The sequence below is a fragment of the Flavitalea plasmicola genome, from assembly GCF_030546645.1.
In the GTDB taxonomy this organism is placed as follows: Bacteria; Bacteroidota; Bacteroidia; order Chitinophagales; family Chitinophagaceae; genus Puia.
This window is the reverse complement of the sequence record NZ_JAUOTO010000004.1, coordinates 26116-52037: the sequence shown is the minus strand read 5'-3', so window position 1 is coordinate 52037 and position 25922 is coordinate 26116. Positions and strand designations below refer to the sequence as shown.

The 25922-nt window shown below is 52.9% G+C and carries 14 protein-coding genes; 13 read left to right on the top strand and 1 reads right to left on the bottom strand.

Annotated elements, in window-relative coordinates; all coding sequences use genetic code 11:
• Nucleotides 1–56: 56 nt before the first annotated feature.
• Complete coding sequence (locus Q4E93_RS14605; RefSeq protein WP_303586380.1) at nucleotides 57–1421, bottom strand: sigma-54-dependent transcriptional regulator; 1365 nt, start codon at nucleotides 1419–1421, stop codon at nucleotides 57–59.
• A gap of 430 nt (nucleotides 1422–1851) precedes the next feature.
• Here Q4E93_RS14605 and Q4E93_RS14600 point away from each other — a divergent pair, with 430 nt between their 5' ends.
• From Q4E93_RS14600 to Q4E93_RS14540, 13 genes are all read left to right on the top strand, one after another.
• Entirely contained in the window at nucleotides 1852–3108 is a 1257-nt protein-coding gene (locus tag Q4E93_RS14600) for an efflux RND transporter periplasmic adaptor subunit (RefSeq protein WP_303586379.1), read from the top strand.
• A 58-nt stretch (nucleotides 3109–3166) separates the two neighbouring features.
• The gene (locus tag Q4E93_RS14595; RefSeq protein WP_303586377.1) at nucleotides 3167–3367 is read left to right on the top strand and encodes a hypothetical protein; all 201 of its coding nucleotides are present in this window, start codon (nucleotides 3167–3169) and stop codon (nucleotides 3365–3367) included.
• Between the two features lie 58 nt (nucleotides 3368–3425).
• Nucleotides 3426–4103 carry an ABC transporter ATP-binding protein gene (locus tag Q4E93_RS14590; RefSeq protein WP_303586375.1) on the top strand — a complete coding sequence of 226 codons (678 nt, stop codon included), beginning with the start codon at nucleotides 3426–3428 and terminating at the stop codon, nucleotides 4101–4103.
• A gap of 10 nt (nucleotides 4104–4113) precedes the next feature.
• Complete coding sequence (locus Q4E93_RS14585; protein WP_303586374.1) at nucleotides 4114–6546, top strand: ABC transporter permease; 2433 nt, start codon at nucleotides 4114–4116, stop codon at nucleotides 6544–6546.
• Nucleotides 6547–6560: 14 nt separating this feature from the next.
• Nucleotides 6561–8951 carry an ABC transporter permease gene (locus tag Q4E93_RS14580; protein ID WP_303586373.1) on the top strand — a complete coding sequence of 797 codons (2391 nt, stop codon included), beginning with the start codon at nucleotides 6561–6563 and terminating at the stop codon, nucleotides 8949–8951.
• A gap of 76 nt (nucleotides 8952–9027) precedes the next feature.
• A complete protein-coding gene (locus Q4E93_RS14575; RefSeq protein WP_303586371.1) occupies nucleotides 9028–11433 on the top strand; it encodes an ABC transporter permease in 2406 nt (801 codons plus the stop codon).
• A gap of 15 nt (nucleotides 11434–11448) precedes the next feature.
• Nucleotides 11449–13875: an ABC transporter permease gene (locus tag Q4E93_RS14570; RefSeq protein WP_303586369.1), complete on the top strand. Its 2427-nt coding sequence runs from the start codon at nucleotides 11449–11451 to the stop codon at nucleotides 13873–13875.
• Between the two features lie 36 nt (nucleotides 13876–13911).
• Complete coding sequence (locus tag Q4E93_RS14565; RefSeq protein WP_303586367.1) at nucleotides 13912–16323, top strand: ABC transporter permease; 2412 nt, start codon at nucleotides 13912–13914, stop codon at nucleotides 16321–16323.
• Nucleotides 16324–16347: 24 nt separating this feature from the next.
• The gene (locus Q4E93_RS14560) at nucleotides 16348–18738 is read left to right on the top strand and encodes an ABC transporter permease (protein WP_303586365.1); all 2391 of its coding nucleotides are present in this window, start codon (nucleotides 16348–16350) and stop codon (nucleotides 18736–18738) included.
• Between the two features lie 54 nt (nucleotides 18739–18792).
• Nucleotides 18793–21138: an FtsX-like permease family protein gene (locus tag Q4E93_RS14555; RefSeq protein ID WP_303586363.1), complete on the top strand. Its 2346-nt coding sequence runs from the start codon at nucleotides 18793–18795 to the stop codon at nucleotides 21136–21138.
• A 19-nt stretch (nucleotides 21139–21157) separates the two neighbouring features.
• A complete protein-coding gene (locus tag Q4E93_RS14550) occupies nucleotides 21158–23605 on the top strand; it encodes an FtsX-like permease family protein (RefSeq protein WP_303586362.1) in 2448 nt (815 codons plus the stop codon).
• A gap of 155 nt (nucleotides 23606–23760) precedes the next feature.
• Nucleotides 23761–24429: an ABC transporter ATP-binding protein gene (locus Q4E93_RS14545; protein WP_303586360.1), complete on the top strand. Its 669-nt coding sequence runs from the start codon at nucleotides 23761–23763 to the stop codon at nucleotides 24427–24429.
• A gap of 12 nt (nucleotides 24430–24441) precedes the next feature.
• Nucleotides 24442–25902, top strand: coding sequence for a TolC family protein (locus Q4E93_RS14540; RefSeq protein ID WP_303586359.1), 1461 nt, complete (start codon nucleotides 24442–24444; stop codon nucleotides 25900–25902).
• Nucleotides 25903–25922 lie beyond the last annotated feature (20 nt).

The following is a 25922-nucleotide window of genomic DNA, read 5'->3' as shown; positions in this document are numbered from 1 at the left end:
CTTGAAGCTTGAAGCTTGAAGCTTGCAGCTCACAGCTCGAAGCTCGCCGCTCGCCGCTAAATATCATACTTCGACAGCCTCCTGTACAGTGCAGTCCTCGTCAGCCCCAACTCCTTGGCAGCCTTGGAAATATTGCCGTTGTGCTTTTCTATCACTTTCAGAATGGCGTTTTTCTCTATGGTGCTGAGCTTCAGCTCCTGCGGCTCATCCCCCGCAGGCGGCCGCCCCGACTCGATAGGCGAAAAAATAAGGTCCTTCGCCTGCAGCACATCCCCGTCCGCCATGATCACCGCACGCTCGATGGTGTACTGCAGCTCCCGGACATTGCCCGGATAATGATAGCTCTTCAATTTTTCAACGGCCTTGCTGTCGAAATCCAGCGAAGGCTTCATGTACTTACTCGTATAGGTCCGGGCAAAATGGCGGGCCAGCAGAACGATATCCTCCTCCCGCTTCCGCAAGGGAGGTACCGTGATCTCCACCGTATTGATACGGTAGATAAGATCCTTCCGGAACCGGCTCTCATTCGCCAGCTCACTCAAAGGGACATTCGTCGCACAGATCAGCCGTATGTCAATCGGCGAAGGTTGATTGGACCCCAGCCGGGTCACCATCCTGTTCTGCAGCACCGACAATAGCTTCGCCTGCTGATGCAAAGAAATATTACCGATCTCATCCAGGAACAATGTCCCCCCGTTGCCCGCCTCAAACCGCCCCATCCGGTCCTCACGGGCATCCGTAAAAGCCCCCTTCTTGTGACCGAACAGCTCGCTCTCGAACAGACTCTCCGTCAATGCTCCCACGTCAACTTTGATATAGGGCTTCTCAGCCCTTAGGGAATGCTGGTGGATGGCCTTCGCTATAAGGTCCTTCCCCGTACCATTCTCTCCCAATATGAGAATATTCGCATCCGTAGGCGCGATCTTCACCAGCTTGAAAAAAATATCCTGCATCACTTCCGACTCACCCAGCAGCTCTGAACCGATCACCGAATCCCCCGCCGCCGCATAGCTTCCGCCCGCCTTCTTTGAGTCATTCTTCTTCAGCGCCTCCTTGATCGTAACGATCAACCGCTCATTATGCCAGGGCTTCACGACAAAATCCGCGGCCCCCTCCTTCAAACAGCGAACAGCCAGATCGATGTCCCCATAGGCCGTGATCATGATCACCGCTGCCTCAGACCCCAGTTCCTTTATCTTCCGCAGCCAGAAAAGTCCCTCATTCCCCGTATTGATACTGCTGTTGAAATTCATGTCCAGCAGGATCAGGTCAAAAGGCTTCTTGGAAAGCAGGGATCGCATGTTCTCCGGGTTCTTCTCCGTCACCACTTCAGCTGCTTCCGTTTTAAGTAATAATCTTACCGCCGTAAGTACGTCCGGGTCATCATCAATTGCCAGAATAGAGGCATTTTTTAAGTTCATATCAATTCAAAAAATATAATTGGTTAGATGCAACAGAAATACGCTGTAGCCGTCTTTTCCCTAAGACAAGACAATGTTAAGCCATTGTCGCCGAAATAGTCCTATCCGGGGACGCCATTCCGGCAGCAAAATTCTAACTACAAGTATACCCTAAATATAATCGCATGGCAATTAATTTTTTACGTCAAAGCCGCCCGAAATGGGGGTGTATCAAAAGCGGACAGTTCCTGTATCGAAAGTGAACTATAAACCGGTCGAATCCAGGCTAATAGCCTGTAAATCATAGGCATTTCATTTCTGGCATGTGTTTGTTATGGATACGATAAGAATTTTCTCATGTGTAGTAGACCGCCTGGCATTTCTATGCTGGGTGGCTTTTTAAAAAAACGAGCAACTAAAAGGGAAAACTTAAAAAATTAAATTCTTTATCGTGGACAGAGTAATTCCAAAGAAAACATGGACGACAAAACGCCTGATGACCATTGGCGGGATCTCAGCTTTAGTTCTATTGATCGCGGGAAGTTTTTATTTCACCTCCGGAAAATCTAAATTAAACGTTGATACAGAGCGCATTACGATTAGCGATATCACGAAAGGCAACTTCCAGGAATCCATACCCCAGAACGGCACCGTACTCCCCCTGACAACGATCTACCTGGTAACCCCCGATGGGGGCCGGGTGGAACAAAAATTCGTCGAGGACGGCGCCATCCTGAAAAAGGGCGACCCCATCCTGAAATTGTCCAACACCGACCTGGAGCTGAACCTTTCCAACCAGATGACCAATGTCTCTTCCATGTTGGCCCAGACACAGCTGAGCCGGGTCAATGCCGACCAGAATACAGTTAACAAGTTGACCCAAATGGCCGACGTGGAAAGCCTGTTCAAAGAAGCCGAACGCGTTTATACATTGGATAAAAAACTATATGCGCAGAAGGTCATCGGCTCCCAGGAATTCAAACAGGCAGAGAATAACTATAACTATTACCTGCAAAAAAGAACCCTGGCCCAAAGCATCCTGCATAATGACACCGTTTCCCGAAGCGCACAGGAACAACAGGACAAGGAATCTTTCCAACGCGCTCAAAATACCATGGAGATCCTTAAGAGAAAGGTCGACGGACTCATCATCCGCGCCCCCCAGGACGGCCAGCTTACCTCCCTGGACGCGGAGATCGGCCAATCCAAGACCCCCGGTGCCTCCCTCGGCCAGCTGGACGTGCTGGACGGATTCAAGGTGAGACTGTCCGACGTGGACGAACATTATATCTCCCGGGTTTTCACCGGACTGACAGGAACTTTCAGCTTTGCCGAAAAGGCCTATAAGCTCAAGATCATCAAAGTCTATACCCAGGTCACTAATGGCCGCTTCCAGGTGGATATGGCCTTCGTGGGAGAGGTTCCCAAAGGCATCCGCAAAGGGCAGACGCTGCAGATCACGCTGGCGCTGAGCGACGAGACCACCGCCATTCTGGTCCCCAAAGGCGGCTTCTATCAGCAGACAGGTGGTAACTGGATCTTCAAGGTCAGCGAAGACGGCAAGACTGCCTATAGAGTGGATATTCAGCTGGGACGCCAGAACACCGACTACTATGAAGTTCTTTCCGGCCTCAAGCCTGGAGACAAAGTCGTCACCTCCAGCTACGAGAACTATGGAAACATGCAGGAACTGGTATTGAAAAAATAATGTAACATTCGGACGGCCCGCCGCGTCCATAATAGCTAACAAAGCAAAAAACAACATCATGCGACTCAAACTCCTTTACACGCTGGTCCTCATACTCTGCATGAGCGCTTTCGCCTCATCCAGGAATGAATGTGCCCACCCCATCCGTGACTCCGGTCAATGTGATAAAGGTCACCGTGCAAAAGAGCTGTCAAAAGAGATATCTGAAGAAAAGCAGGAATTTTCTACCTTTCAGTTCGTTAAATTCCTATACATATAATTTATAATACAACAAACGACTCAACTACAACTACACTATTCACTTAAACGCTAAAAACATGATCAAGATCAGTGACCTCCAAAAAGTATACCGTACTGAAGAAGTGGAAACCGTCGCGTTGAATCACCTCAGCTTTGAAGTCAAGGAAGGCGAGTTCGTATCTGTTATGGGCCCCTCCGGCTGCGGGAAATCCACACTCCTTAATATCCTGGGCCTGCTCGATGATCCTGATGGCGGCAGCTTTATCTTCAATGGCACTGAAGTGGCGCATTTCAACGAACGCAAGAGGGCCGATCTTCGCAAACGTAACATCGGCTTCGTATTCCAGAGCTTCAACCTCATCGACGAGCTCACCGTGTTCGAAAATGTCGAGCTGCCCCTGATCTATCTTGGCGTGAAAGGTCCCGAACGCAAACAACGCGTAGAAGCCGTCCTGGATAAAATGCAGATCATGCACCGTCGTAATCACTACCCTCAGCAGCTGTCCGGCGGTCAGCAACAACGTGTAGCCGTAGCCCGCGCAGTCGTCAATAACCCCAAGCTGATCCTGGCCGATGAACCTACTGGTAACCTGGACTCGTCCAACGGTAATGAAGTGATGCAGCTCCTCACCGATCTGAATGAACAGGGCACCACGATCATCATGGTAACACACTCCGAACACGACTCCCGCTACAGCCATCGCATCATTCGCATGCTGGACGGACAAACGGTTACGGAGAACATACTCGTCTAAAATCGTTCTTATGCTGAGGAACTATCTCAAGATCGCCCTGCGTAACATGGCGAAACATAAGGTTATTTCCTTTATTAACCTGTTCGGACTTACGGTCGGCATCTCCTGCTGCCTGCTCATCGTGACCTACATTATCCATGAGGTCAGCTATGACAAATACAACAGCAAGGCCGATCGCATCTACCGCGTCACCCGCAGCTTTAATAATAAAGAAGGCATCACCTCCCTTCACCTGGGCTCAGTGGCGCCTCCTTTCGGACCTCTGCTGCAGAACGAATTCCCCGATATCGAGAAGGTCACCCGCATATTTCCCGTCGGCACCGTCCCCACACGTTATGAAGAAAAGATATTCAATGAAAAGGACCTGTACTATGCCGACGAGAACCTCTTCGGCATCTTCGACGTGACCCTCCTGAAAGGCAACCCGCGCACCGCCCTGACCGACCCCTACTCCGTCATCCTTACCGAGGACATCGCCAAAAGATACTTCGGCAATGACGACCCGATAAACAAGGTGATCCGGCTCAATAACCAGTATAACTTTAAAGTAACAGGGATCTTTAAACCCTTCCCCGATGCCGCCCATCTGCATCCACGGATGATGCTGTCCTTCGCCACCCTGAAGGACACCGCCATCTATGGAGAAAGAGCCCTGCAGACCAATTGGGGAAACAATTCCTTCTTCACCTACTTGCTGCTGCCTCCGAACTATCCCGTGAAGAACATCGAAGCGCGCTTCCCCGCCTTCCTGGATAAGTATATGGGTCAGCCGGGCGATTCCAAACCCTCCAGCTGGACCAAACTATACATACAACGGCTGACAGATATCCACCTCACCTCCCATCTTGATGCAGAATTGGAAGATAATGGAGATATCAAACGCGTCTACATTTTCAGCGCCATCGCACTTTTTATCTTACTCATTGCCTGCATCAATTATATGAACCTCTCTACGGCCCGCTCAGCGCTGCGCGCCAAAGAGATCGGCATTCGCAAAACTTCCGGCGCCCAGCGCAACGAGATCATTATCCAGTTCCTCAGCGAATCCGTGGTGATCACCGCCCTGGCTACCGTTCTGGCCATCGGCGTCACCTGGCTAACCCTGCCGGCGCTGAACGGCGTCATTGATCAAAGCCTCTCCATCCGTAGCCTCTTCACCCTCAAGGTGATCATACCGCTCCTGCTTACCCCCTTCGTGGTTGGCATCCTTTCTGGTATCTACCCTGCGCTGTTCATGTCTTCCTTCAAGCCCGTTCAAGTGCTGAAAGGCCTCTTCAAGGCAGGCAATGGCAGCATCTCTTTCCGGAAAGTGCTCGTGGTAACGCAGTTCTCCATCTCCATCATCCTCATCATCTGCACAGCCATCGTATTCCAGCAATTGCATTTTATGCAGGATAAATCCCTGGGCTTCGATAAGGAAAGGATCGTCACCATTGGATATGACAGAAGCCTCGGCAACACCTACAACGCCTTCCGCAACGAATTACGCAGCAGCACTTATATCAGGGACGCAGGCCGGTCATCCCGTATTCCCAGTGGCCGGCTGCTGGACGAACAAGGCGCCTCTACGGAGAGCGGCGACTCGCTCCGGCCTGTCAGTGCAGATATCAAATACGTTACGGCCGATTTTGACTTCGTCCCCACGTATGGTATGTCCGTCATCGCAGGAAGGAATTTTTCCCGCGACTACGCCACCGACTCAAGCTCCTTCATACTGAATGCGGCAGCTACCCGCGCACTGGGCGTACAACGCCCCGAACAGGCCGTAGGACATAACTTTGAATACGGCGGTATAAAAGGTAAGATCGTAGGCGTACTGGGCGACTTCCACTTCGAATCCATGCACCAGCAGATCGTACCCCTGGTCCTCGTCATGGCCCCCGACAATAATAACGCAGGGTTCCACCTGAACTGGCTCTCCGTCAAGATCGCCGGCAACAATATCAACGGCGGACTCGCCCACCTGGAAAAGACCTGGAAAAAATACCTTCCCCAGACTCCCTTCGAATACACCTTCCTGGACGAGAAATTCCAACAGCTCTATCGTTCGGAACAAAGACAAGGGACGCTGTTCACCTCCTTCTCCGGTATCGCCATTTTCATAGCCTGCCTGGGGCTGCTGGGACTCTCCGCCTTCGCCATATCCCAACGCATCAAAGAGATCGGCGTCCGGAAAGTGCTGGGCGCAAGCACCACCAGCATCGTCTCCCTGCTGTCGAAAGATTTCCTGAAGCTGGTCGCCATCGGCGCCCTCATCGCCTTCCCCGTTGCATGGTACGCTATGCATAACTGGCTCAGCGATTTTGCCTACAGGATCTCCATCCAATGGTGGATCTTTCTGGTGGCAGGCATCCTGGCTTCGGCCGTTGCCCTGATCACCATCGGCTTCCAGGCCATCCGGGCCGCTATGTCGCCGCCAGTGAAAAGCCTGCGAACAGAATAAAAACCTGTCTACACATGATAAAGAACTATTTCAAAATAGCGTGGCGGCACCTTCAACGCAACAAGTCCTACGCCTTTATCAATGTGGCAGGCCTAACCCTGGGCATCACCTGCAGCATCCTCATCTTTACCCTCGTCCGCTATCACCTCAGCTTCGAAGACTTTCATCCGGACACGAACAACACCTACCGCGTAGTCACCGAGATACACCACGACAACCTTAGCTATACCTCCGGCACCCCGGCCCCATTGGGCAAAGCCCTCCGCAATGATTATTCCTTCGCCGACAAAATAGCCTGTGTAAGAGTATTCGGGAGCCCTCTCATCACCGTTAACACCGGGAAAGACATCCATAAATTTGTAGAGCAAGAGGGACTCGCCCTCGCAGAGCCCGAATTCTTCCAAATTTTCAGCTTCCCCCTGGTAAAAGGCGACAGGTCCGCGCTGGCCAACCCCAATACAGCCTTTATTACAGAGAAGCTGGCCCATAAATACTTCCCCGGACAAGATCCCATGGGACAGTCCCTCCGCATCGGGAACAGCATGAACTTCACCGTCACAGGTATCCTCAGGGACATCCCCGTCAACACAGACCGTAGCCAGGAGATCTATTTATCCTATGTCAACCTGAAAGACTTTGACTCATCTCTCGCCGGCCCCAACAGGTGGTCCGGCATCAATAACAACATGCAGACCTTTCTCCTGCTGAAAAAAGGGACCAGCCCCGCCGCCGTTGAAAAGCTCTTCCCTGCGCTGATGGACAAATACTACGCAGACACCAGGGGACACAATGTCTTCCGCTTCAGGCTTCAACCCCTGTCTGACATCCACTTCAATCCAAACTATTCTGGAGCAGTAGAAAAAAAATACATCTGGGCGCTTGCGCTCATCGGCCTCTTCCTCATCGCCACCGCCTGCATGAATTTTGTCAACCTCGCCACGGCACAAGCCCTCACCCGCTCCAAAGAAGTGGGCATAAGAAAGGTCCTGGGAGGCATGCGGATGCAGCTCTTCTGGCAATTCATCGCCGAAACAGCCCTCATCGCGCTGTTCGCAACCATATTGGCATTCTGCCTGGCACAGCAATCCCTTCCCTTTGTCAACCGGTTGCTTGACATGCGCCTCTCCATCCCATTCATCGGAGACACCTGGCTGGTCATCTTCCTCGTCCTCCTGCTGACGAGCGTCACCTTCCTCGCCGGCTCCTACCCCGGTCTCATCCTCGCCGGCTTCCAACCCGTGCTTGCGCTGAAAGGAAAATTAAATCAGCAGCACATCGGCGGTTTCTCCGTCCGCAGGATCCTGGTCACCGGTCAATTCGCCATTTCACAGCTGCTTATCATCACCACCATCGTCATAGCCGGCCAGATCCACTATTCGCGTAAGACCGACCTCGGTTTCAACAAGGAAGGCATCGTACTATTGCCCGTCCCTGCACCCGACAGGACCAAAATGGACCACCTGCGCAATAGCCTGTCAGCAATGACAGGTGTGGAAAAAACTTCCCTATGCTTCACCCCCCCGGCCACCAGCGACAATGAGCTCGATGGCTTCTCCTTCGACAACAGACCAAAAGCCGAGCCCTTTAATATCAATGTTAAAAATGGTGATGACCAATACGTCTCCGCATTCGGCCTTACCCTCATCGCCGGCAGGAACTTCTTTCGATCCGACTCAGCCCATGAATTTCTCGTCAATGAGACGCTGGTCCATAAGCTGAACCTTAAAGCCCCTCAGGACATCATCGGTAAGTCCATTGCCATTGAGCAAGGAGCCCGCGGCACGGTCGTCGGCGTTCTAAAAGATTTTCATAACAACTCCTTCAAGGGAGAAATTTCCCCGGTCTGCATCTCCCAGGACTACAGATCATATGCCGTCTGCGCCGTCAAGCTCAACCTGGCAAGAGCGGGAGGCCTCCTGCCCGCCTTCGAAAAATTATGGAACAACACCTACCCGGAATACAACTATACTTACCAGTTCATGGATGATAGCATCGCCGACTTCTACCAGTCAGAGACGGTCCTGCTGACGTTGATAGAAATATTTGCAGCCATCGCCATCCTGATAGGCTGTCTCGGACTGTACGGCATGGTTTCCTTCATGGCGATGCAAAAAACAAAAGAGATCGGCGTGCGTAAGGTGCTGGGCGCAGGCATACCCGATATCCTCTGGATCTTCGGCAAAGAATTCCTCCGGCTGCTGGTCCTGGCATTTTTGGTGGCCGCGCCCGTCGGCGGATGGTTCATGCACCGGTGGCTGCAGGATTTCGTTTACAGGATACCCTTGAACGCACAGGTCTTTTTAATGGCCCTTTTCTCAACTGTCGTCATTGCAACCTTGACAATTGGATACAGGACCCTCCGCTCCGCACTGGCCAATCCGGTGAGAAGCTTGAGGTCCGAATAAACCCAAAACTGTCGGCTATAGGTCCGTACAGTCAGCACTTACTGATCCGGCAAAAACCTCAAATCAGAATAATCACATGATAAAAAGCTATGTAAAGATCGCCTGGCGCAACCTGAAAAAGAACAAGCTTTATACCTTTGTAAATATCATAGGCCTCACCGTCGGCATCGTCAGCTGCATCCTCATCGGCCTGTACATCTCCCAGGAGCTCAGCTACGATAAGTTCAATGTCAAGGCAGACAGGATCGCCCGCGTCACCATGCAATATACCAACGGTAGCGGCGACGCACGTTCCGCTGCCGTCACCGGCACCAAAGTAGGCCCCCAGCTGCATCGTACCTTCCCTGCCATCACCGCCTATACCAGGACCATGCAGTACACTAATCTGGTATCCACAGAAAATAAAGTTTTCAATGAACCCAATTTTCTCTACGCCGACTCCGCCTTCTTTACCATTTTCACCTTCCCCCTGGTAAAAGGCGATCCGGCAACAGCACTCGCTGCTCCCGGCCAGTTGGTCATCACCGAAAAAATGGCAAGGAAGTACTTCGGCACGATCGACCCCATCGGCAAGACGCTAAAGGTCAATAACGCCAGAGATTTTACGATCACAGGCATCGCAAAAGACCCCCCTGAAAACTCGCAGATCCATTTCAACTGCGTTGCCTCCTTCTCCTCTACACGCGTTTCACGCGAAGAGATATGGTGGACGGCCAACTATGTCACTTATGTCCTGCTGGCCCGCCCACAGGACCTCCCCGCCGTCCAACGGCAGATCACCGCTTACATGGCCACCGATAAGATCCGGCGTGAGACCAGCCAGGATGGCCAGGACAGGCACCTTACTTTCAACCTGGAACCGCTGACGCAAGTGCACCTCCACTCCTCCCTGGATGGCCTGGAGCCCAATGGGAACATCACCTATATCTATATCCTGGGAGGCATTGCCATCCTGATACTTATCATCGCCTGCGTGAATTACATCAACCTGGCCACCGCACAGTCCCAGGGAAGAACAGGCGAGATCAGCATCCGGAAGGTCCTGGGCGCTCAAAAAGGACAGCTTTTCCGGCAATACCTCGGAGAATCGACGATGCTTACCTTCATCGCGCTCATACTGGCCACGGCCATCAGCATCCAGCTGCTGCCCTTGCTCAATGAACTCACCGGCAAATCACTTTCAGCCGCATCCCTGTTCAAACCCTTGCCCATCGCAGCCCTGCTCCTGCTGGGTCTGCTGGTAAGCCTCCTGGCAGGCGCTTATCCGGCCTCCATCTTGTCCAACATCAGGCTCATGAGCATACTCCGGTCCGGATTCAGGTTGTCTTCCTCCGGAGGCAATCTCCGCAAGTCCCTCATCGTCTTTCAGTTCGTCATCTCCGTCTTTTTAATGATCTCCACCATGGTGATCCTGCAACAGCTATCTTATATACAAAACAAAAAACTGGGCTACGATAAGGAGCATGTATTGGTATTACCCGCCAATGAGGAGATCCATAATAGCTACAATGCCGTCAAGGCAGCCGTCAAACAAATCCCCCAGGTGGTCGATGCAGGCGGCGCTTCCGGAACACCCGCCTACGTGGAATGGACAGACGGTCTCACCGCCAACACCGAAACAGGAAAAAAGAACTTCACGATCAAGGCCATCCCCTGTGACGCAGACTTTGTAAGAACCCTGGGGATGCAGATCATCGCCGGCGCTAACTTCAATCCCGCTGACATGCACATGCTGGACACCTCGGACAATGAAAAGAATTTCCGGTATACTTTCATGCTCAACGAATCAGCCGTTAAGGCCCTGGGATGGACACCGGAACAGGCCATCGGCAGGACCGTGACAAAAGGTAATCCAGGCATCGTAAGGGCCGTGGTAAAAGACTTTCATTTTTCCTCCATGCACGAGGCCATTGGTCCGCTGGTCCTGTTCCAGGACACACAATGGATCAGCAGGATATATGTAAAAGTCTCCGGCCAACAGCTTCCAGCGACCATCAGCCGCCTGCAAACCGTCTGGAAAACATACGCGCCCCAATATCCCTTCGAATACCATTTCCTGGATGATGATTACAACGCCCTGTACAAAACAGAGGTCCGCACAAGCCAATTGTTCGGAACTTTCGCCGTCACAGCGATCCTGCTGGCCTGCCTGGGCCTCTTCGCACTGGCCGCTTTCACCACCGCACAAAGAACAAAGGAAATTGGCATCCGAAAAATATTGGGCGCTTCCCTCACCAGCCTCGCAGGCATGCTTTCCAAAGACTTCCTGAAGTTGGTGGCCATCGCCTCCCTCATCGCCTTCCCCATTTCCTGGTGGGCCATGAGCAAATGGCTGGATGGATTCGTTTATCACATAACGCTATCCTGGTGGATGTTCGGTGCGGTGATATTCCTCGCCCTGTTGATCGCGCTGGCCACCGTCAGCTTCCAGACCATTCGCGCCGGCCTGGCCAATCCGGTAAAAAGTCTTAGGTCCGAATAAATTTAAAATACAACCATGTTAAAAAATCACCTGCAACTCGCCATACGCAACCTGTTCAAACGAAAAGGCTATTCGTCCCTGAACATCCTCGGCCTGGCCATCGGCATCGCCTGCTGCCTGCTGATCTTTCAACATGTAGCCGACGAAAGAAGCTATGAAAGCTTCAACCCCGTTGCCGGACAAGTCGTCCGCCTGCGCCTGGACTACTGGCAGCAAGGCAAGCTGTCCTGGCAATCCGCCACCGTCTATCCAGCCATCGCCCCCACCCTGAAAAAAGAGCTCCCTGAAGTGGAAGACTTCTGTCGCCTCATCGATGGCAATTTCCTCATGGCCAATGACGCCAACCACGTCAAAATTAAAGAGACCCAGGGCTACTTTGCAGATCCTTCCGCCTTGAACATACTGGGCATACGCCTGGTGAAAGGCAATCCAGCCTCAGCGCTGGACGGGCCGAATAAGATCCTCCTCTCCCAGACCATGGCCAGGAAATATTTCGGGAATGAGGACCCTGTGGGAAAAAGGCTCACCGTGAAGGATGGTAAGCCCATCTACCTGGAAGTATCCGGCGTCTACAAGGACTATCCCGCCAACTCCCACCTCGTCCTTAACCACCTTATCTCCTATGCCACCCTCAACGAGCAGATCAGGCAGGGCGGCGACTCGTCCATGCCCGCGGAAACTTCCTGGGGATGGTACGATTTCTATGCCTATATAAAACTAAAACCCGGCGCCGACTGGAAAACCCTGCAGTCCAAGCTACCTGCTTTTGCTGACCGGCATATGAATAAAGACCCGAAAAACCCCAATAAGAATTACCTCTTTGTTATCCCGCTTACCGACATCCACCTTTATTCCAATTTCAACCAGGAGGCAGAAGTGAATGGCAATGGAAAGGCCGTAGGCTTCCTCTTCCTCATAGCCTTCTTTATTATTATCATCGCCTGGGTTAACTACACCAACCTGGCTACTTCCCGGTCATTGGAAAGAGCCAAAGAAGTGGGCGTCCGTAAAGTCTTGGGCGCCATAAAGCGTGACCTTGTCTTACAGTTCCTGACAGAAAGCCTCTTGCTCAACATCGTGTCCCTGGCCATCGCTCTGCTGGCCGCCGTCCTGCTGGCCCGTCCATTCAATGACCTGATCGGATCCGGGCAGGCTGCTGGCTTCCACCTGCCATTGACCTATGCCCTTGGTTTCGCAGCCCTCTTCCTGACAGGCACATTCATCTCAGGCGCCTACCCGGCCTTCGTCCTCTCCGGCTACCAACCTATAAAAGTGTTGAAAGGCATGTTTCGCAACAGTACCCAGGGCCAGGTACTCCGCAAGTCGCTCATCATCGGTCAGTTCGCCGTATCGGTGATCCTCATCGCAGGGACCATCCTTGTCTACCAGCAGGTGCAATTCATGCGCAGCCGGAACCTGGGCGCCAATATCAACCAAACCCTGGTCATCGAAGGCGCCCGCTCTCAGCAAGACTCCATCTACCAGGAAGCTTTCCTGCCTTTCAAAACCGAATTGCTCCAACAGCCGGGCATCCGCAACGTCACCGCTTCTTCCAATGTGATGGGACAGGAGATCTACTGGACCAACGGCGCTCAACGACTGGATGGAAATAATAGGGCATCTACACTCTATCACCTGGGCATCGATTATGATTTCCTTCCCGCCTACGAACTGAAGCTGGCCGCCGGAAGGAACTTCTCAAAAGATTTCTCAACAGACAAAAAGGCCGTCCTTCTCAACCATCGGGCGGTCCAGGTGCTGGGATTTGAAAACGACGCCGATGCCCTCAATAAAAAGATCCGGCACGGAGGCGACACCGCTTCTGTCATAGGCGTCATCGCCGATTACCATCATCAGGGCCTGCAGAAAGCCATCGAGCCCATGATCGTCCTGCTGCGCCCCAACCAACGTAGCTACTATTCCATAAAGATTTCTTCAAGCCCGCAGCAGATCATCGCCGCCGTAGAAAAACGCTGGAATAAATACTTCCCTGACGACCCCTTCAATTATTTCTTCCTGGACGAATCCTTTGCTCAGCAGTATAAGGCTGACATCCGCTTTGGAAAAGTATTCGGCCTCTTCGCCTCGCTGGCCATCCTCATCGCCTGCTTCGGCCTGCTGGGCCTTTCAGCATACAACGTATTGCAGCGCACGAAAGAGATCGGCATCCGCAAAGTACTGGGGGCCTCCGTACAGCACCTCGTCTTTACGCTGTCGAAGGAGTTCCTTTATCTCGTGCTCTTCTCCCTGATCATAGCCGTCCCCCTCACCTGGTGGGTGATGAACAGCTGGCTGCAGGATTTCGCCTACAGGATATCCATCCAATGGTGGGTATTCGCATTTGCCGGTGTGCTCGCCGTTCTCATCGCATTAGCCACGGTAGGCTTTCAGGCACTGAAGGCAGCCCTGACCAATCCAGTGAAAAGCCTGAGAACGGAGTAATCAGACGGCAACAACGAATCGGTATAAACTTAGACCATGATCGCCAACTTCTTTACCATCGCACGGAGAAATCTCCTTTCACATAAGGCCTTCTCTTTCATCAATATCTTCGGGCTCGCCATCGGCATCGCCGCCAGCCTGCTGATCTTCCAGTACGCCCGGTATGAACTGAGCTACGATCGCTTCCAGCCGGATTCCGGCCGCATCTATCGCCTTCAGCTGGACAGGTACAACAATGGCAAGCTAAGTACCCAGTGGGCCGCCGGAGCCGCAGGCATCGGCCCGGTCGTTAAAGAGGCCCTTCCCGAAGTGGAATCCTTCGCCCGCCTCCGGGAGGCCGGCACCACCGTCGCATCCTACAAAGACCGCGAATTCAGGGAAACCAGGATGTACTTCGCCAATGACGCCTTCCTCTCCATGTTCGCCTATAAAGCGCTGGCAGGCTCCTCCGCCGGCGCCCTGAAGGATGTTAATGCGGTCGTCATTACTACTTCCACAGCCCGCAAATTTTTCGGGACCGAAGATCCGATAGGGAAGACCATCAGCATGAACAAAAGCGTGGATTACAAGATCACTGCCGTCGTACCCGACCCCCCGCCCAACACGCACCTGAAATTCGATTTCCTCCTGTCCTGGCCTACCCTCGTAAAAAGAGCAGGCCCCGACCTGGAAACACAAATGAACTGGGATGCATTTCTGACTTATATCCTGGTCCGGCCCGGAACAGATCCCGCTCTCCTGGAAAAGAAGATCAACAGCACCGTACAGGCTAAGTTCGGAGCGGAAATGCGGGCAGAGCATTCAAACATGATCTTCCATCTCCAGGCACTGCCGGATATCCACCTCTATTCACATTATATGTTCGAGGCAGAAGTCAATGGGGATGGGAAAGCCGTATATTTCCTGCTTGCCATCGCCGTCTTTATCATCGTCATCGCCTGGATCAATTACATCAACCTGGCCACCGCCCGTTCCATCAACAGGGCCAAAGAAGTGGGCATCCGTAAAGTGCTGGGCTCCATTCGACGGCAGCTGATCGGTCAGTTCCTCTTTGAATCACTGCTCATCAACGGGCTCGCCGTCATCCTGGCCTTCCTGCTGATACTATCGTGCCTGCCGCTGTTTAATTATATCACTGGCAAAGAACTCCACTTCTCCCTGCTGAAAGATCCGGTCTCCTGGCTCATCTTAGCCATGCTGTTCATCACAGGCACCTTCCTCTCCGGCCTCTACCCGGCCTTCGTGCTCTCTTCCTTCAAACCCATCGCCGTATTGAAAGGCAAACTATCGAAAACAGGCCACGGCGCCTTCCTGCGCCAATCCCTCGTCATTATCCAGTTTGCCGCTTCCCTCATCCTGATGGTGGGCACCTTCTCCGTATACCAGCAGTTGCATTTTATGCAACGCCAGGACCTGGGCGTTCAGATCAACCAGACCCTGGTCCTCAAAGGACCCGGTGTCCTCGATTCCACCTACACGAATAAATTGAACGCATTCAAAACAGAAATGCTGCGTCTTCCCGGGGTCAGGCAGCTGTCCGCATCCACCGAGGTCCCCGGCGGTAAAGTGGGCTGGAATGCCGGCGGCATCCACCTGGTAGGCAGCGATCCCACTCAAAGCAATCAATACAGGATCATCGGGATCGATAATAATTTCCTGGACGCCTTTGGTTTGAGACTGCTGAAAGGCAGAAATTTTTACACAGGCCTGGTGGACTCCCAGGCCGTCCTCTTCAACGAAGCAGCTATTAAGAAAATCGGCTTCAACCATCCCGAAGACGCACTCAACAAAAAGATCGAATTCTGGGGTAAACAATATACCATTGTGGGAGTGGTCTCCAATCACCACCAGGAATCCCTCAAACAGGATTACGATGCCCATATCTTCCGTTATTTTTCCGATGCGAACGCCTACTATTCCCTGAAACTGACGGCCGACAACAATAACTGGCCGGATCTGATAACCTCCGTAAGACAGCAATGGAAAACCTTCTTCCCGGGCAACCCCTTTGAATATTTCTTCCTCGACGAACATTTCGCCGAACAATATAAGGCTGACAGGCAATTCGGACAGACCTTCGGCCTCTTCGCCGGTCTCGCCATCTTCGTCTCCTGCCTGGGCCTCCTGGGACTGGCGGCCTTCGTCACCAGCCAACGCACGAAAGAGATCGGCATCCGCAAGATCGTAGGCGCCAACCTCCCGAATATCCTTTTGCTTCTTACCAAAGACTTCATCCGGCCAGTGCTGATCTCCTTCCTGATCGCAACGCCCGTTACTTATTACCTTCTGCAGAAATGGCTGGAGAACTATACCTTCCGGATCTCGCCCACACCCTGGATGTTCGTTCTGCCCGCCCTGCTCATTTTAATGATCGCCTTGCTAACCATCAGTACACAAACCCTGAAAGCTGCCTCGGCTAATCCCGCGAAAAGCCTTCGTTCAGAATAATCTAATCTTAAATAAACTATTCTTGTGATAAAGAACCACCTGAAAATAGCCTGGCGAACCCTGATGAAGAACAGGCCTGTCGGCATCCTCAATATCATCGGCCTCTCCGCTGGCATGACGGCCGCCGTACTCATCTTTCTCTGGGTGCAGAATGAAATGTCTTACGATGGCTATCATCCGGACGCAGCCCGCATCTATCGCCTCACCGCCCACCTCACCAAAGCCAAATGGACATGGGAGACCACCCCGCTGCCACTGGCATCTGCCATGTCCCGGGAAGTCCCCGAACTGGAAGCCGTCGCATGCCTCCAGCCATCCTACAGCACCACTTTCCGCCTCGGCAACGAGCTGTTCATCGAAAAACATACGGCGTATGTCGACAGCGGCTGGTTCGGGATGTTCCATTACGATTTTATCGAAGGTAACCCCGCCAACTTCTTCAGCCATCCCTTCAGCGTCCTCCTCACCCAGACCAGGGCAAAGAAATATTTCGGCGACAAAGACCCCATCGGCCGCACCATACGCATCGACACCATCGACTACCGCATCGCGGCCGTTGTCAGGGATGTCCCGGCGAACTCCAGTTTCCGCTTCGATATGCTCATGCCCCTGGATGCCCTGCTCGCCGATCCCAAAACCAGGAAGAACGAAGAAACCTATAATAATTTTAACTACCAGACCTTCCTTAAACTCCGGCCCACAGCCAGTCCGGCAAAAGTCGCCGCCGGTGCCAACCGGATCATGGCTGCCGGTAAAAAAGAAGTCGGGAATGCCATATCCCTGACCCCGCTCAGGGACATCCACTTCGAAACCGATCTCACCTCCGGCGGAACAATTGAGCACGTCAATAAAAAAACGGTTTATATCTTCAGCGTCCTCGGCATTTTCCTGCTGGTCATCGCCTGCATCAACTATGTCAATATCACCACGGCCATGGCCAGCGTCCGGGCTAAGGAAGTAGGCATCCGCAAGATCGTCGGCGCCGGTAAGAAAAGCCTCTTCCTCCAGTTCATGCTCGAATCCGTATTGGTGAGCGCTATCTCACTGTGCATCACCGTCCTTCTCGTTTGGCAGCTGATGCCCCTCTTCCGGGAGCTGACAGATAAGAATTTTCCCATGCCGCTGGCTTCCTCCGCTACCTGGCAGATACTGGGCATCACCTTACTCGCGGCCACCGTCCTCAATGGTATCTACCCCGCGCTGATCCTCTCCTCCTTCCGCCCGCTCAATGTCCTGAAAGGATCCACCATACTGAATTTCAAAGACGTCTACCTCCGGAAGGGACTGTTCGTTCTCCAGTTTACCTTTTCCATCATCCTCATCGCCGGCACCCTGATCATTCAACGGCAGCTGAGCTATATCCAGCATATCGATGCCGGCTACGACCGCAGCCAGGTCTTCTATTTCCGCCTGCCCTTTACCCTCTACGCTAGAAAAGAAGACAAGGAGTTCCACTCCCTCATCGCCGGCGTGAAACAACAGCTGACCAATCAGACAGGCATCTCCGGGGTCACCGTTGCCAGCCAGTCCCTCGTGGATCTGCACAGCAGCAACTCCGGCTCCGCCGACTGGGATGGTCGCGATAAGAACTTCGTACCCACCGTCTTCCAGCTTTCCGCCGACGAGGACTATCTGAAGGTCCTTCACCTTCAGATGCAGCAGGGCCGCTGGTACGATCCCCTGAATGCCACGGATCAGAAGAATTTTATCCTCAATGAGACGGCCGTGGGCGAGTTCAATATCCGCAAGCCCGTACTGGGTCAGCGCTTCGCCTTCCAGGGCGATACGGGGAAGATCATCGGTGTCGTGAAAGATTTTCATTTCGCCAGCCTTCATCAAAAGATAAAACCGCTCGTGATCCTCAATAACGAACGCTGGCGGGCAGCTTTCTTCATACGAACGGATCCCGGCAAGACCACCGCGGCATTGGCCGCCGCACGCAGGATCTGGCAAAACTATGCGCCGGACAAACCCTTCGATTACTCCTTCCTTGACGAACAGTTCGATAGCCTCTATAAGGCGGATAGCAAGATATCCAGCCTGATCCTGCTGTTTTCCGTCATCGCTATCCTCATATCCTGTTTCGGCCTTTTCGGCCTGGCCGCTTTCACCGCACGCCAGCGGGTAAAGGAAATAGGCATCCGCAAAGTGTTGGGCGCCACTGTCACGGATATCATGTCCCTGCTGTCCCGCGATTTCATCCGGCTTGTGCTGCTATCAGTCCTCATCGCCACTCCCATCGCCTGGTGGGCAATGAGCAAATGGTTGCAGGATTTCGCTTATCATATTCCCCTGAATGCCTGGGTATTCGCGGTTGCGGGTGGACTGGATATCCTCATCGCGCTGCTGACGGTCAGCAGCCAGTCCCTGGGCGCCGCCAGGGCCAATCCGGTGAAGAATTTACGAATTGAATAATTAGTTTTACCGCAGTGGCCTTCGGGCCCTGTACAACCATTCAAAGGAAAGATTATGATCACGCTATTCAAACCCGCACTACGCAATCTCCGGAAATATCCCGTATTCTCCCTGATCAACCTGGGTGGCCTGTCCGTAGGTATCGCCGCCTCCTTCATTCTATTGGTATACTCCGGGAGAGAGATCAGCACAGACAGCGGGTTCCGGGATGCAGACAAGATCGCCCGCATCGGCACCGACTTTTTCAATATGGGCGGTTTCGCAAAAAGCCAGGCCCCATTGCGCGACTTGCTGCAGGGCGCATGTAAGGACGTACAATATGCCACTTCTTTCGATAAATCATATGAAGAGGTCCCGGTAAGGCTCTCCTCCAATGAAAGGGCCTACACAGACATCCACCCCTATTACATCGACACTGCCTTTTTCAAGGTCTTCGACTACGGCACCGTCGCAGGCGCCATCCCCGGAAAAGGGCTGGCCCCCGGAGAAATGATCATCTCCGAGACCAACGCCCGCCGCTTCTTCAGCCATGAAGACCCCATCGGAAAGACCCTGCTGGTGGGCAAGGAAAATACGCCTTACAAAGTGGTCGCCGTTTTGAAAGAGAACTTTGAAAGATCGCACCTCGACCCCCATGTCCTGCTGCCCATGACCGTTGCCCAGCGCGACGCCTACCCCCAGGTCTGGGCCTCTTCCTCCGTCTATAATTATGTCAAGCTAAATAAAGGCGGTTCATTGACAGGCGTAAAAGCCACGCTGGACCGGATAAGAAAAAAGCTGATCAGCCCCTCCGACGCGTACATGAACGTGCAATTCATCATCCAGCCGCTCCGGGATATCTATTTTCACTCCGACCTCAAACAGGAACTTACCCCGGGCGGCAACCTCACCCAGGTCAAGCTGCTCAGCGCCATCGGCCTGTTCCTGGTATTGCTGGCCATCATCAATTATGTCAACTTGGTTACCGCCCGCTCCTCCACCCGCAACAAGGAATTCGGGGTGAAAAAGACCTTCGGCGCTTCCCGCCGCCAGCTGGCGGGACAGATCATCATAGAATCGCTTTTGTTCAGCCTGCTGGCCATGCTCCTGTCCTGCGGACTCATCCGGGTCATCGCCTTGCTCTATCACTATGCCACCGGCGCCTCTCTGACAGGCGCCCTCCCCCTGATGCTCGCCCATTATGGATGGCTGCTCCTGTTCTCCCTGGCAGTAGGCCTGGTCGCAGGCCTCTATCCCGCATTTTACCTCACCGCCCTTAAGCCCATCCTCTCCCTGAGACCACTGGCGGGTAGCCTCGGAAAGAGCAATCCCAAGGTCCGCAACGTCCTCGTGCTGGTACAATTCACCATCGCCGCCGCCCTGGTCTTCGCGTCCTTCGTCGTATATAGCCAGCTGCAATACATCAACCATAAGGATAAAGGCTTCCGGGGTGAAGGTGTATTGCTGGTAGACAACCTGAAAGACCTTCCCAACCAGGAAGCTTTCCGGCGCCTGATCGACCAGCAGTCACAGGTGGTCAGCACCAGCTTCTGCAACAGGACACCGGCAGGCAAAAGCATCTGGATGAACATGTACCGCACCGCTACCATGAAAGAAGCCATGACAGTCCAGACCTTCCCCGTAGACGACGCATATCTCACGACAATGGGCATTCGCCTCACAGGCGGAAGGAACTTTTCTAAAAACCTGGTCACTGACACCAATTCACTCATCCTGAACGAATCCGCCGTGGCAGCGCTGGGCCTCTTCAACCCTATTGGCGCTTCCCTTAATGGCAGCGAACGCATCATCGGAGTGATCAAAGACTTTAACTTCAATTCCCTCCACGAAAAGATCGCGCCCGCGATACTGCGCTACTCACCTCAGGGCAATATCCTTGCTATCAGGATCCGGGGCGGTCATACCGCCGCATTTCTCGAATGGCTGCAGGCTACAGGCAAACAATTCATGCCCGACGCGCCACTGGCCATCAGCTTCCTGGATGACAACTTCCGGCAGCTGGCGGCAAAGGACAAGCTGCTGGGCAATGCCATCGGCTTTTTCACCATCCTGGCCATCATCCTGGCAACGCTGGGCCTGACAGGGCTTACGCTGTTCAACATCGAAAGACGCGCCCGGGAGATCGGTATCCGTAAAGTCCTCGGCGCTACCGTTCCCGATATCCTCTCCCTGGTATCGAAAGACTTTATCCGGCTCACATTCCTTGCCTCGGCCATCGCCCTGCCGCTGAGCTGGTGGCTGGTGCACCGCTGGCTGGATAATTTCGCCTACCGCGTCTCCATCAGCGTCTGGATCTTTTTTATCACCGAATCCGTGCTCCTGCTGATCGCCTTGTCCGTCATCAGCTTGCTGGCCCTGAAGGCGGCGCTGGTGAATCCCGTCAAAACCTTGCGCACCTGATAAAAACCCAAGCCGTCACATGATAATAAACTATTTGATCACCGCCTTCCGGACCCTGCGCCGCAACAAGGTCTCCTCCCTGATCAATGTTCTTGGCCTGTCCATTGGCATCAGTGCCGCATTGATCATCTATCTCATCGTCCAATACGATTTTAGCTTCGAACAATTCCGTAAGGACAAAGACAATACCTATCGCGTCGTTACGATGATGAGCTTCTCCAATTCCACTTTCCCGAATTCCGGTGTGCCCTATCCCATTATAGACGCCGCCCGTAAGGAAGTGCACGGGATCGAAGCCTCCGCCAACATTTTTGCCATCGGCGCAAAAGCAGCTGTTCCCAAATTGGGCGCCGCCCCCGTCATTGTTAAGCACGTCTACGATCTCGCCTATGCCGACAGTCATTACTTCGACGTCTTCCCTGACTACCAATGGCTGGCAGGCTCACCCTCTTCCCTTGATCAACTGTACCATGTAGTGCTCAGCCAGGACCGCGCCAATATATATTTTCCCGGCCTCAGTCCCTCACAGGCCATCGGCAAGACCATCATCTACGATGACTCCCTGGTCTGTACCGTTACAGGTATAGTGAAAGACGTAAAAGAAAATACGGACCTCGTCTTTAAAGTCTTCATCTCGCTCCCCACTTTAAAACGCAGTGCCAACAGTGGAATGACCGACCCCGACTGGGGCTCCGTCACCTCCAGCAACCAATTCTACGTCCGGTTGGAAAAAGGGACCTCTCCCCTCCAGGTTGAACAGCAGCTCGCCACGCTCCGTAAGATACACAGTGACGATGCCAAAGACACTGCTAACAAGGCGGCCCACAAGCTGCAGCCATTCACAGATATACATTTCACAGGGCCCTATGACAACTACGGACAGCGGCAGGCCAGCAAACCCGTCTTATACGGTCTCCTGGTAGTGGCCGCCTTCCTGCTCACCCTGGGCAGCATCAACTTCATCAATCTCGCCACCGCCCAGGCCGGTAAAAGAGCCAAGGAGATCGGCATCCGCAAGACCATGGGCAGCTCCCGCCGGCAGCTCGTCCTGCAGTTCCTCGGCGAAGCCTTCCTTCTCACCCTGATCAGCACCCTCCTCTCCCTGGCCGTTACACCCTGGCTGATGAAGCTCTTCTCAGACTTCATTCCGAAAAACCTCCATTTCAACCTTAAGAGCCTGCCCCATATCTACTTGTTCCTCGGAGCCCTGATCCTCACCGTCAGCCTGCTATCCGGCTTTTATCCCGCCCGGGTATTGTCCCGCTTCAGCCCCGTCATAGCACTGAAAAACCAGGCCTGGTCCGGTAAGAGTTCTACCCGCAATGCTATCCTCCGTCAATCTCTCACCGCCTTCCAGTTCGTCATCGCACAAGTCTTTATCATCGGCACCCTCATCGTAGGCAGTCAGATCCATTACTTCCTGGATAAGGATATGGGATTCAAAAAAGAGGCGATCATTTTCTTCAATACGCCCTATGCGGCGCCCCATTTGCAGGAGAATTGCGCATTGCTGATGAACAAGCTCCACAAAATTCCCGGCATCGCCGAGCTCTCCCTGGGCGCAAGCCCGCCCGCTTCAAATTCGGTCAACTCCGAGATCATCACCTACATGGATGGGAAAAAAGAGATCCGCACGGACGTGCAGATTATGATTGTCGACACAGCCTATATGCACCTGTATGGCCTTAAACTATTGGCTGGCCACAACGTCGTCCTCTGTCCCGATAGTGCCCGCCAGCTGGTGATCAATCGCACCTACGCAGGAATATTGGGCCTTACAGATCCGCGGCAGGCCCTGGGCAAGACCTTGAATAAGAACAAAGACCGCATCATTGGCATCATGGAGGATTTTCACCAGGCATCTTTTCATAAAGCCATCAGGCCCATGGCCTTCGTCTTCAACAAAGCAGCGTTGAACCAAAGCATCCACATCGCCCTACCCAATAGCCCGGCAGGACGCGCCAGCTGGAAAGCCACCATTGCCGCCGCAGAAAAGGCATATAAAGAAGTTTTTCCCGGAGAGGACTTCGAATACACTTTCCTGGATGAGAGCATTGCAAAATTCTATACCGCCGAACAACATATGTCCAGCCTCCTGCGCTGGGCCACCGGTCTCACCATCTTCATCAGCTGCCTGGGACTGCTGGGCCTCGTCATCTATTCCACCAGCCTGCGCACCAAAGAAATAGGTGTCCGCAAGGTCCTGGGCGCCTCCGTGACACAAATTGTTTCCTTATTATCAAAAGACTTTGTAAAATTGGTCTGCATTGCGTTCGCCATCGCAGTCCCCATCGCCTGGTACGGCGCCCATCGATGGATGGAAAGCTTCGTTTACAGGGCGACGATAAGCTGGTGGACCTACGCGCTCAGCGGACTGACCATGCTGCTGATCGCCCTGCTAACCCTCAGCATACAGACCATCAGGGCCGCTAATGCCAATCCGGTGGAAAGCCTGAGAACGGAGTGACCCGGCAATCACCTGTATCGAAATCGTACAGTCCATGTATCGAAAGAGGACTGTTAGCCCGGCCATTTAGGCATAAATACCTATATTACAGTCAGTTAGCATTCTGGCATATGATTGAAAGAACATTAATCGGTTTAACTCACTAATTAAACAAAATGATCGAACTAAAGCGCATTTCAAAATGGGTCAACGTAGGCGGTAAGCCTAATTTTATTCTGAAGGACATCAACCTGGAGATCAGGGAAGGGGAGTTCGTCTCCATCATGGGGCCCTCCGGCTCAGGTAAATCCAGCCTGCTCAACGTCATCGGCATGCTGGACGACGCCTCCGAAGGTGAGTATTATTTCCTGAGCCAGGCCGTACATACACTGAAAGAAAAACAACGCTCCCAGCTATACAAGCAGTACATCGGGTTCGTATTCCAGGCCTACCATCTCATTGATGAGCTCACGGTTTATGAGAACATCGAAACGCCCCTCATCTATCAGAACATCAAAAGCTCCGAAAGACAGGCCATGGTAGCCGATATCCTCGACAGGTTCCAGATCGTAGGAAAAAAAGGCCTTTTCCCCACCCAGCTGTCCGGGGGACAGCAGCAATTGGTGGGCATCGCCCGGGCCCTCATCGGCAAACCCAAGCTCCTGCTCGCGGATGAACCCACCGGCAACCTCAACTCCAAACAAGGCGAAGAGATCATGGAGCTATTCAAACAATTGAACAATGAAGGAGTAACGATCATACAAGTGACCCACTCGGAGAAAAATGCAGCCTACGGTTCCAGGATCATCAACCTCCTGGACGGCAGGATCGACAACAATATCTAATAAGAACAAGACATGAATTGCAAACATCTATTTCTAAGCATAGCCGTACTCTTTTCGCTTACCAGGACCCAGGCCCAGACCACCCTCGGCTCCGACACCGCCGATCGGGTGGGTAGTTCTCTCAGCCTCCAGCAGGCCGTTGCTATTGCCATCAAACACAATCTCCTGGTCAATCAGGCAGATGTCCAGCTGCAGTCAGGCAAGGTCAGCTACAACCAGGCATGGGACTATATGCTGCCTACCCTCAATGGCTCCGCCAGCCAGGCCATCAGCAACGGTCGAAGCCTGAACCCCTATACCTATCAATACACCAATACCCAGGTAAACTCAGGCAACTATGGGGTCAATACCAATCTAACCCTTTTCAATGGCTTCGTCATCCAGAATGGTATCAGGCAATATCGCTTTGCCTACGAAGCCAATAAAATGGATTTGCAGCAGCAAAAGAATAACATCACGCTCAACGTCCTGCTGGCCTATTTGCAGATCCTCAGCAGCCGCGACCTGCTGGCCATAGCAAAGGAACAGGCCAACGTCGATGCCGTACAGCTGGCCAGACTGGACACCCTCAACCAATCCGGCGCCCTGCTGCTCCTGTCGAACCTCACGGACCTGAAAGGCCAGTATGCTGGCGACCTGGCGAATATCGCCACCGCTACCAACAACCTCGAGGCAGCCAAGATCAATCTCTTCAATCTGCTGAATGTCCCTTACAAGCGCGATGTCGAATACGATCCCAATGCTTTTACACTCAATGTATCCGAATACAACGACAACCCTGACAGCGTGTATGGCAGGTCCTTGCAGACCATGCCCTCCATCCGCGCAGCCGAGCTGAGGGTCAACGCGTACCAGAAAGCAGTGCTGGCAGCGAAAGGCGCTTATTACCCCAACTTGTCTTTCTTCGGCAGCATCAATACTTCCTATTCCAATCAGGCAACGACGAAGATCCCCACCAGCATATCCAATGACGTCACCAACCAATTTGTCACCGTAGGTGGCACCAATTACGATGTCATAGCAAAGAACCAGAACTTCGCAGACCATATGATCCCCTTCGGCGACCAGTTCAGGAACAATAAATACACACAGTTCGGCCTGCAGCTGAATATCCCCATCCTCAATTACCTCCAGGTACGCAACAGGGTAAAACAGGCAAGGATCAACCTGAGAAATCAACAGCTGCTTTCCGAGAACACCCGTCTCGTCCTTCAGCAGAATGTGGAGACAGCTTATCAGAATATGATCGCAGCCTACAAACAGTATAAGTCCTATATGGATCAGGCGGCAGCCTACGCAGAATCTTTCCGCACCACGGAGATCCGCTTTACCGAAGGCGTCATCAATTCAGATGTATATATACTGGCGAAGAACCGAACAGATGCAGCCAATGTCAACCTGTCGGCTGCAAAATACACGTACATATTCCGCACCAAAGTGCTGGATTACTACCAGGGGAAGCTTACCTGGTAAAAGAGGTTTCCCCTCTTACC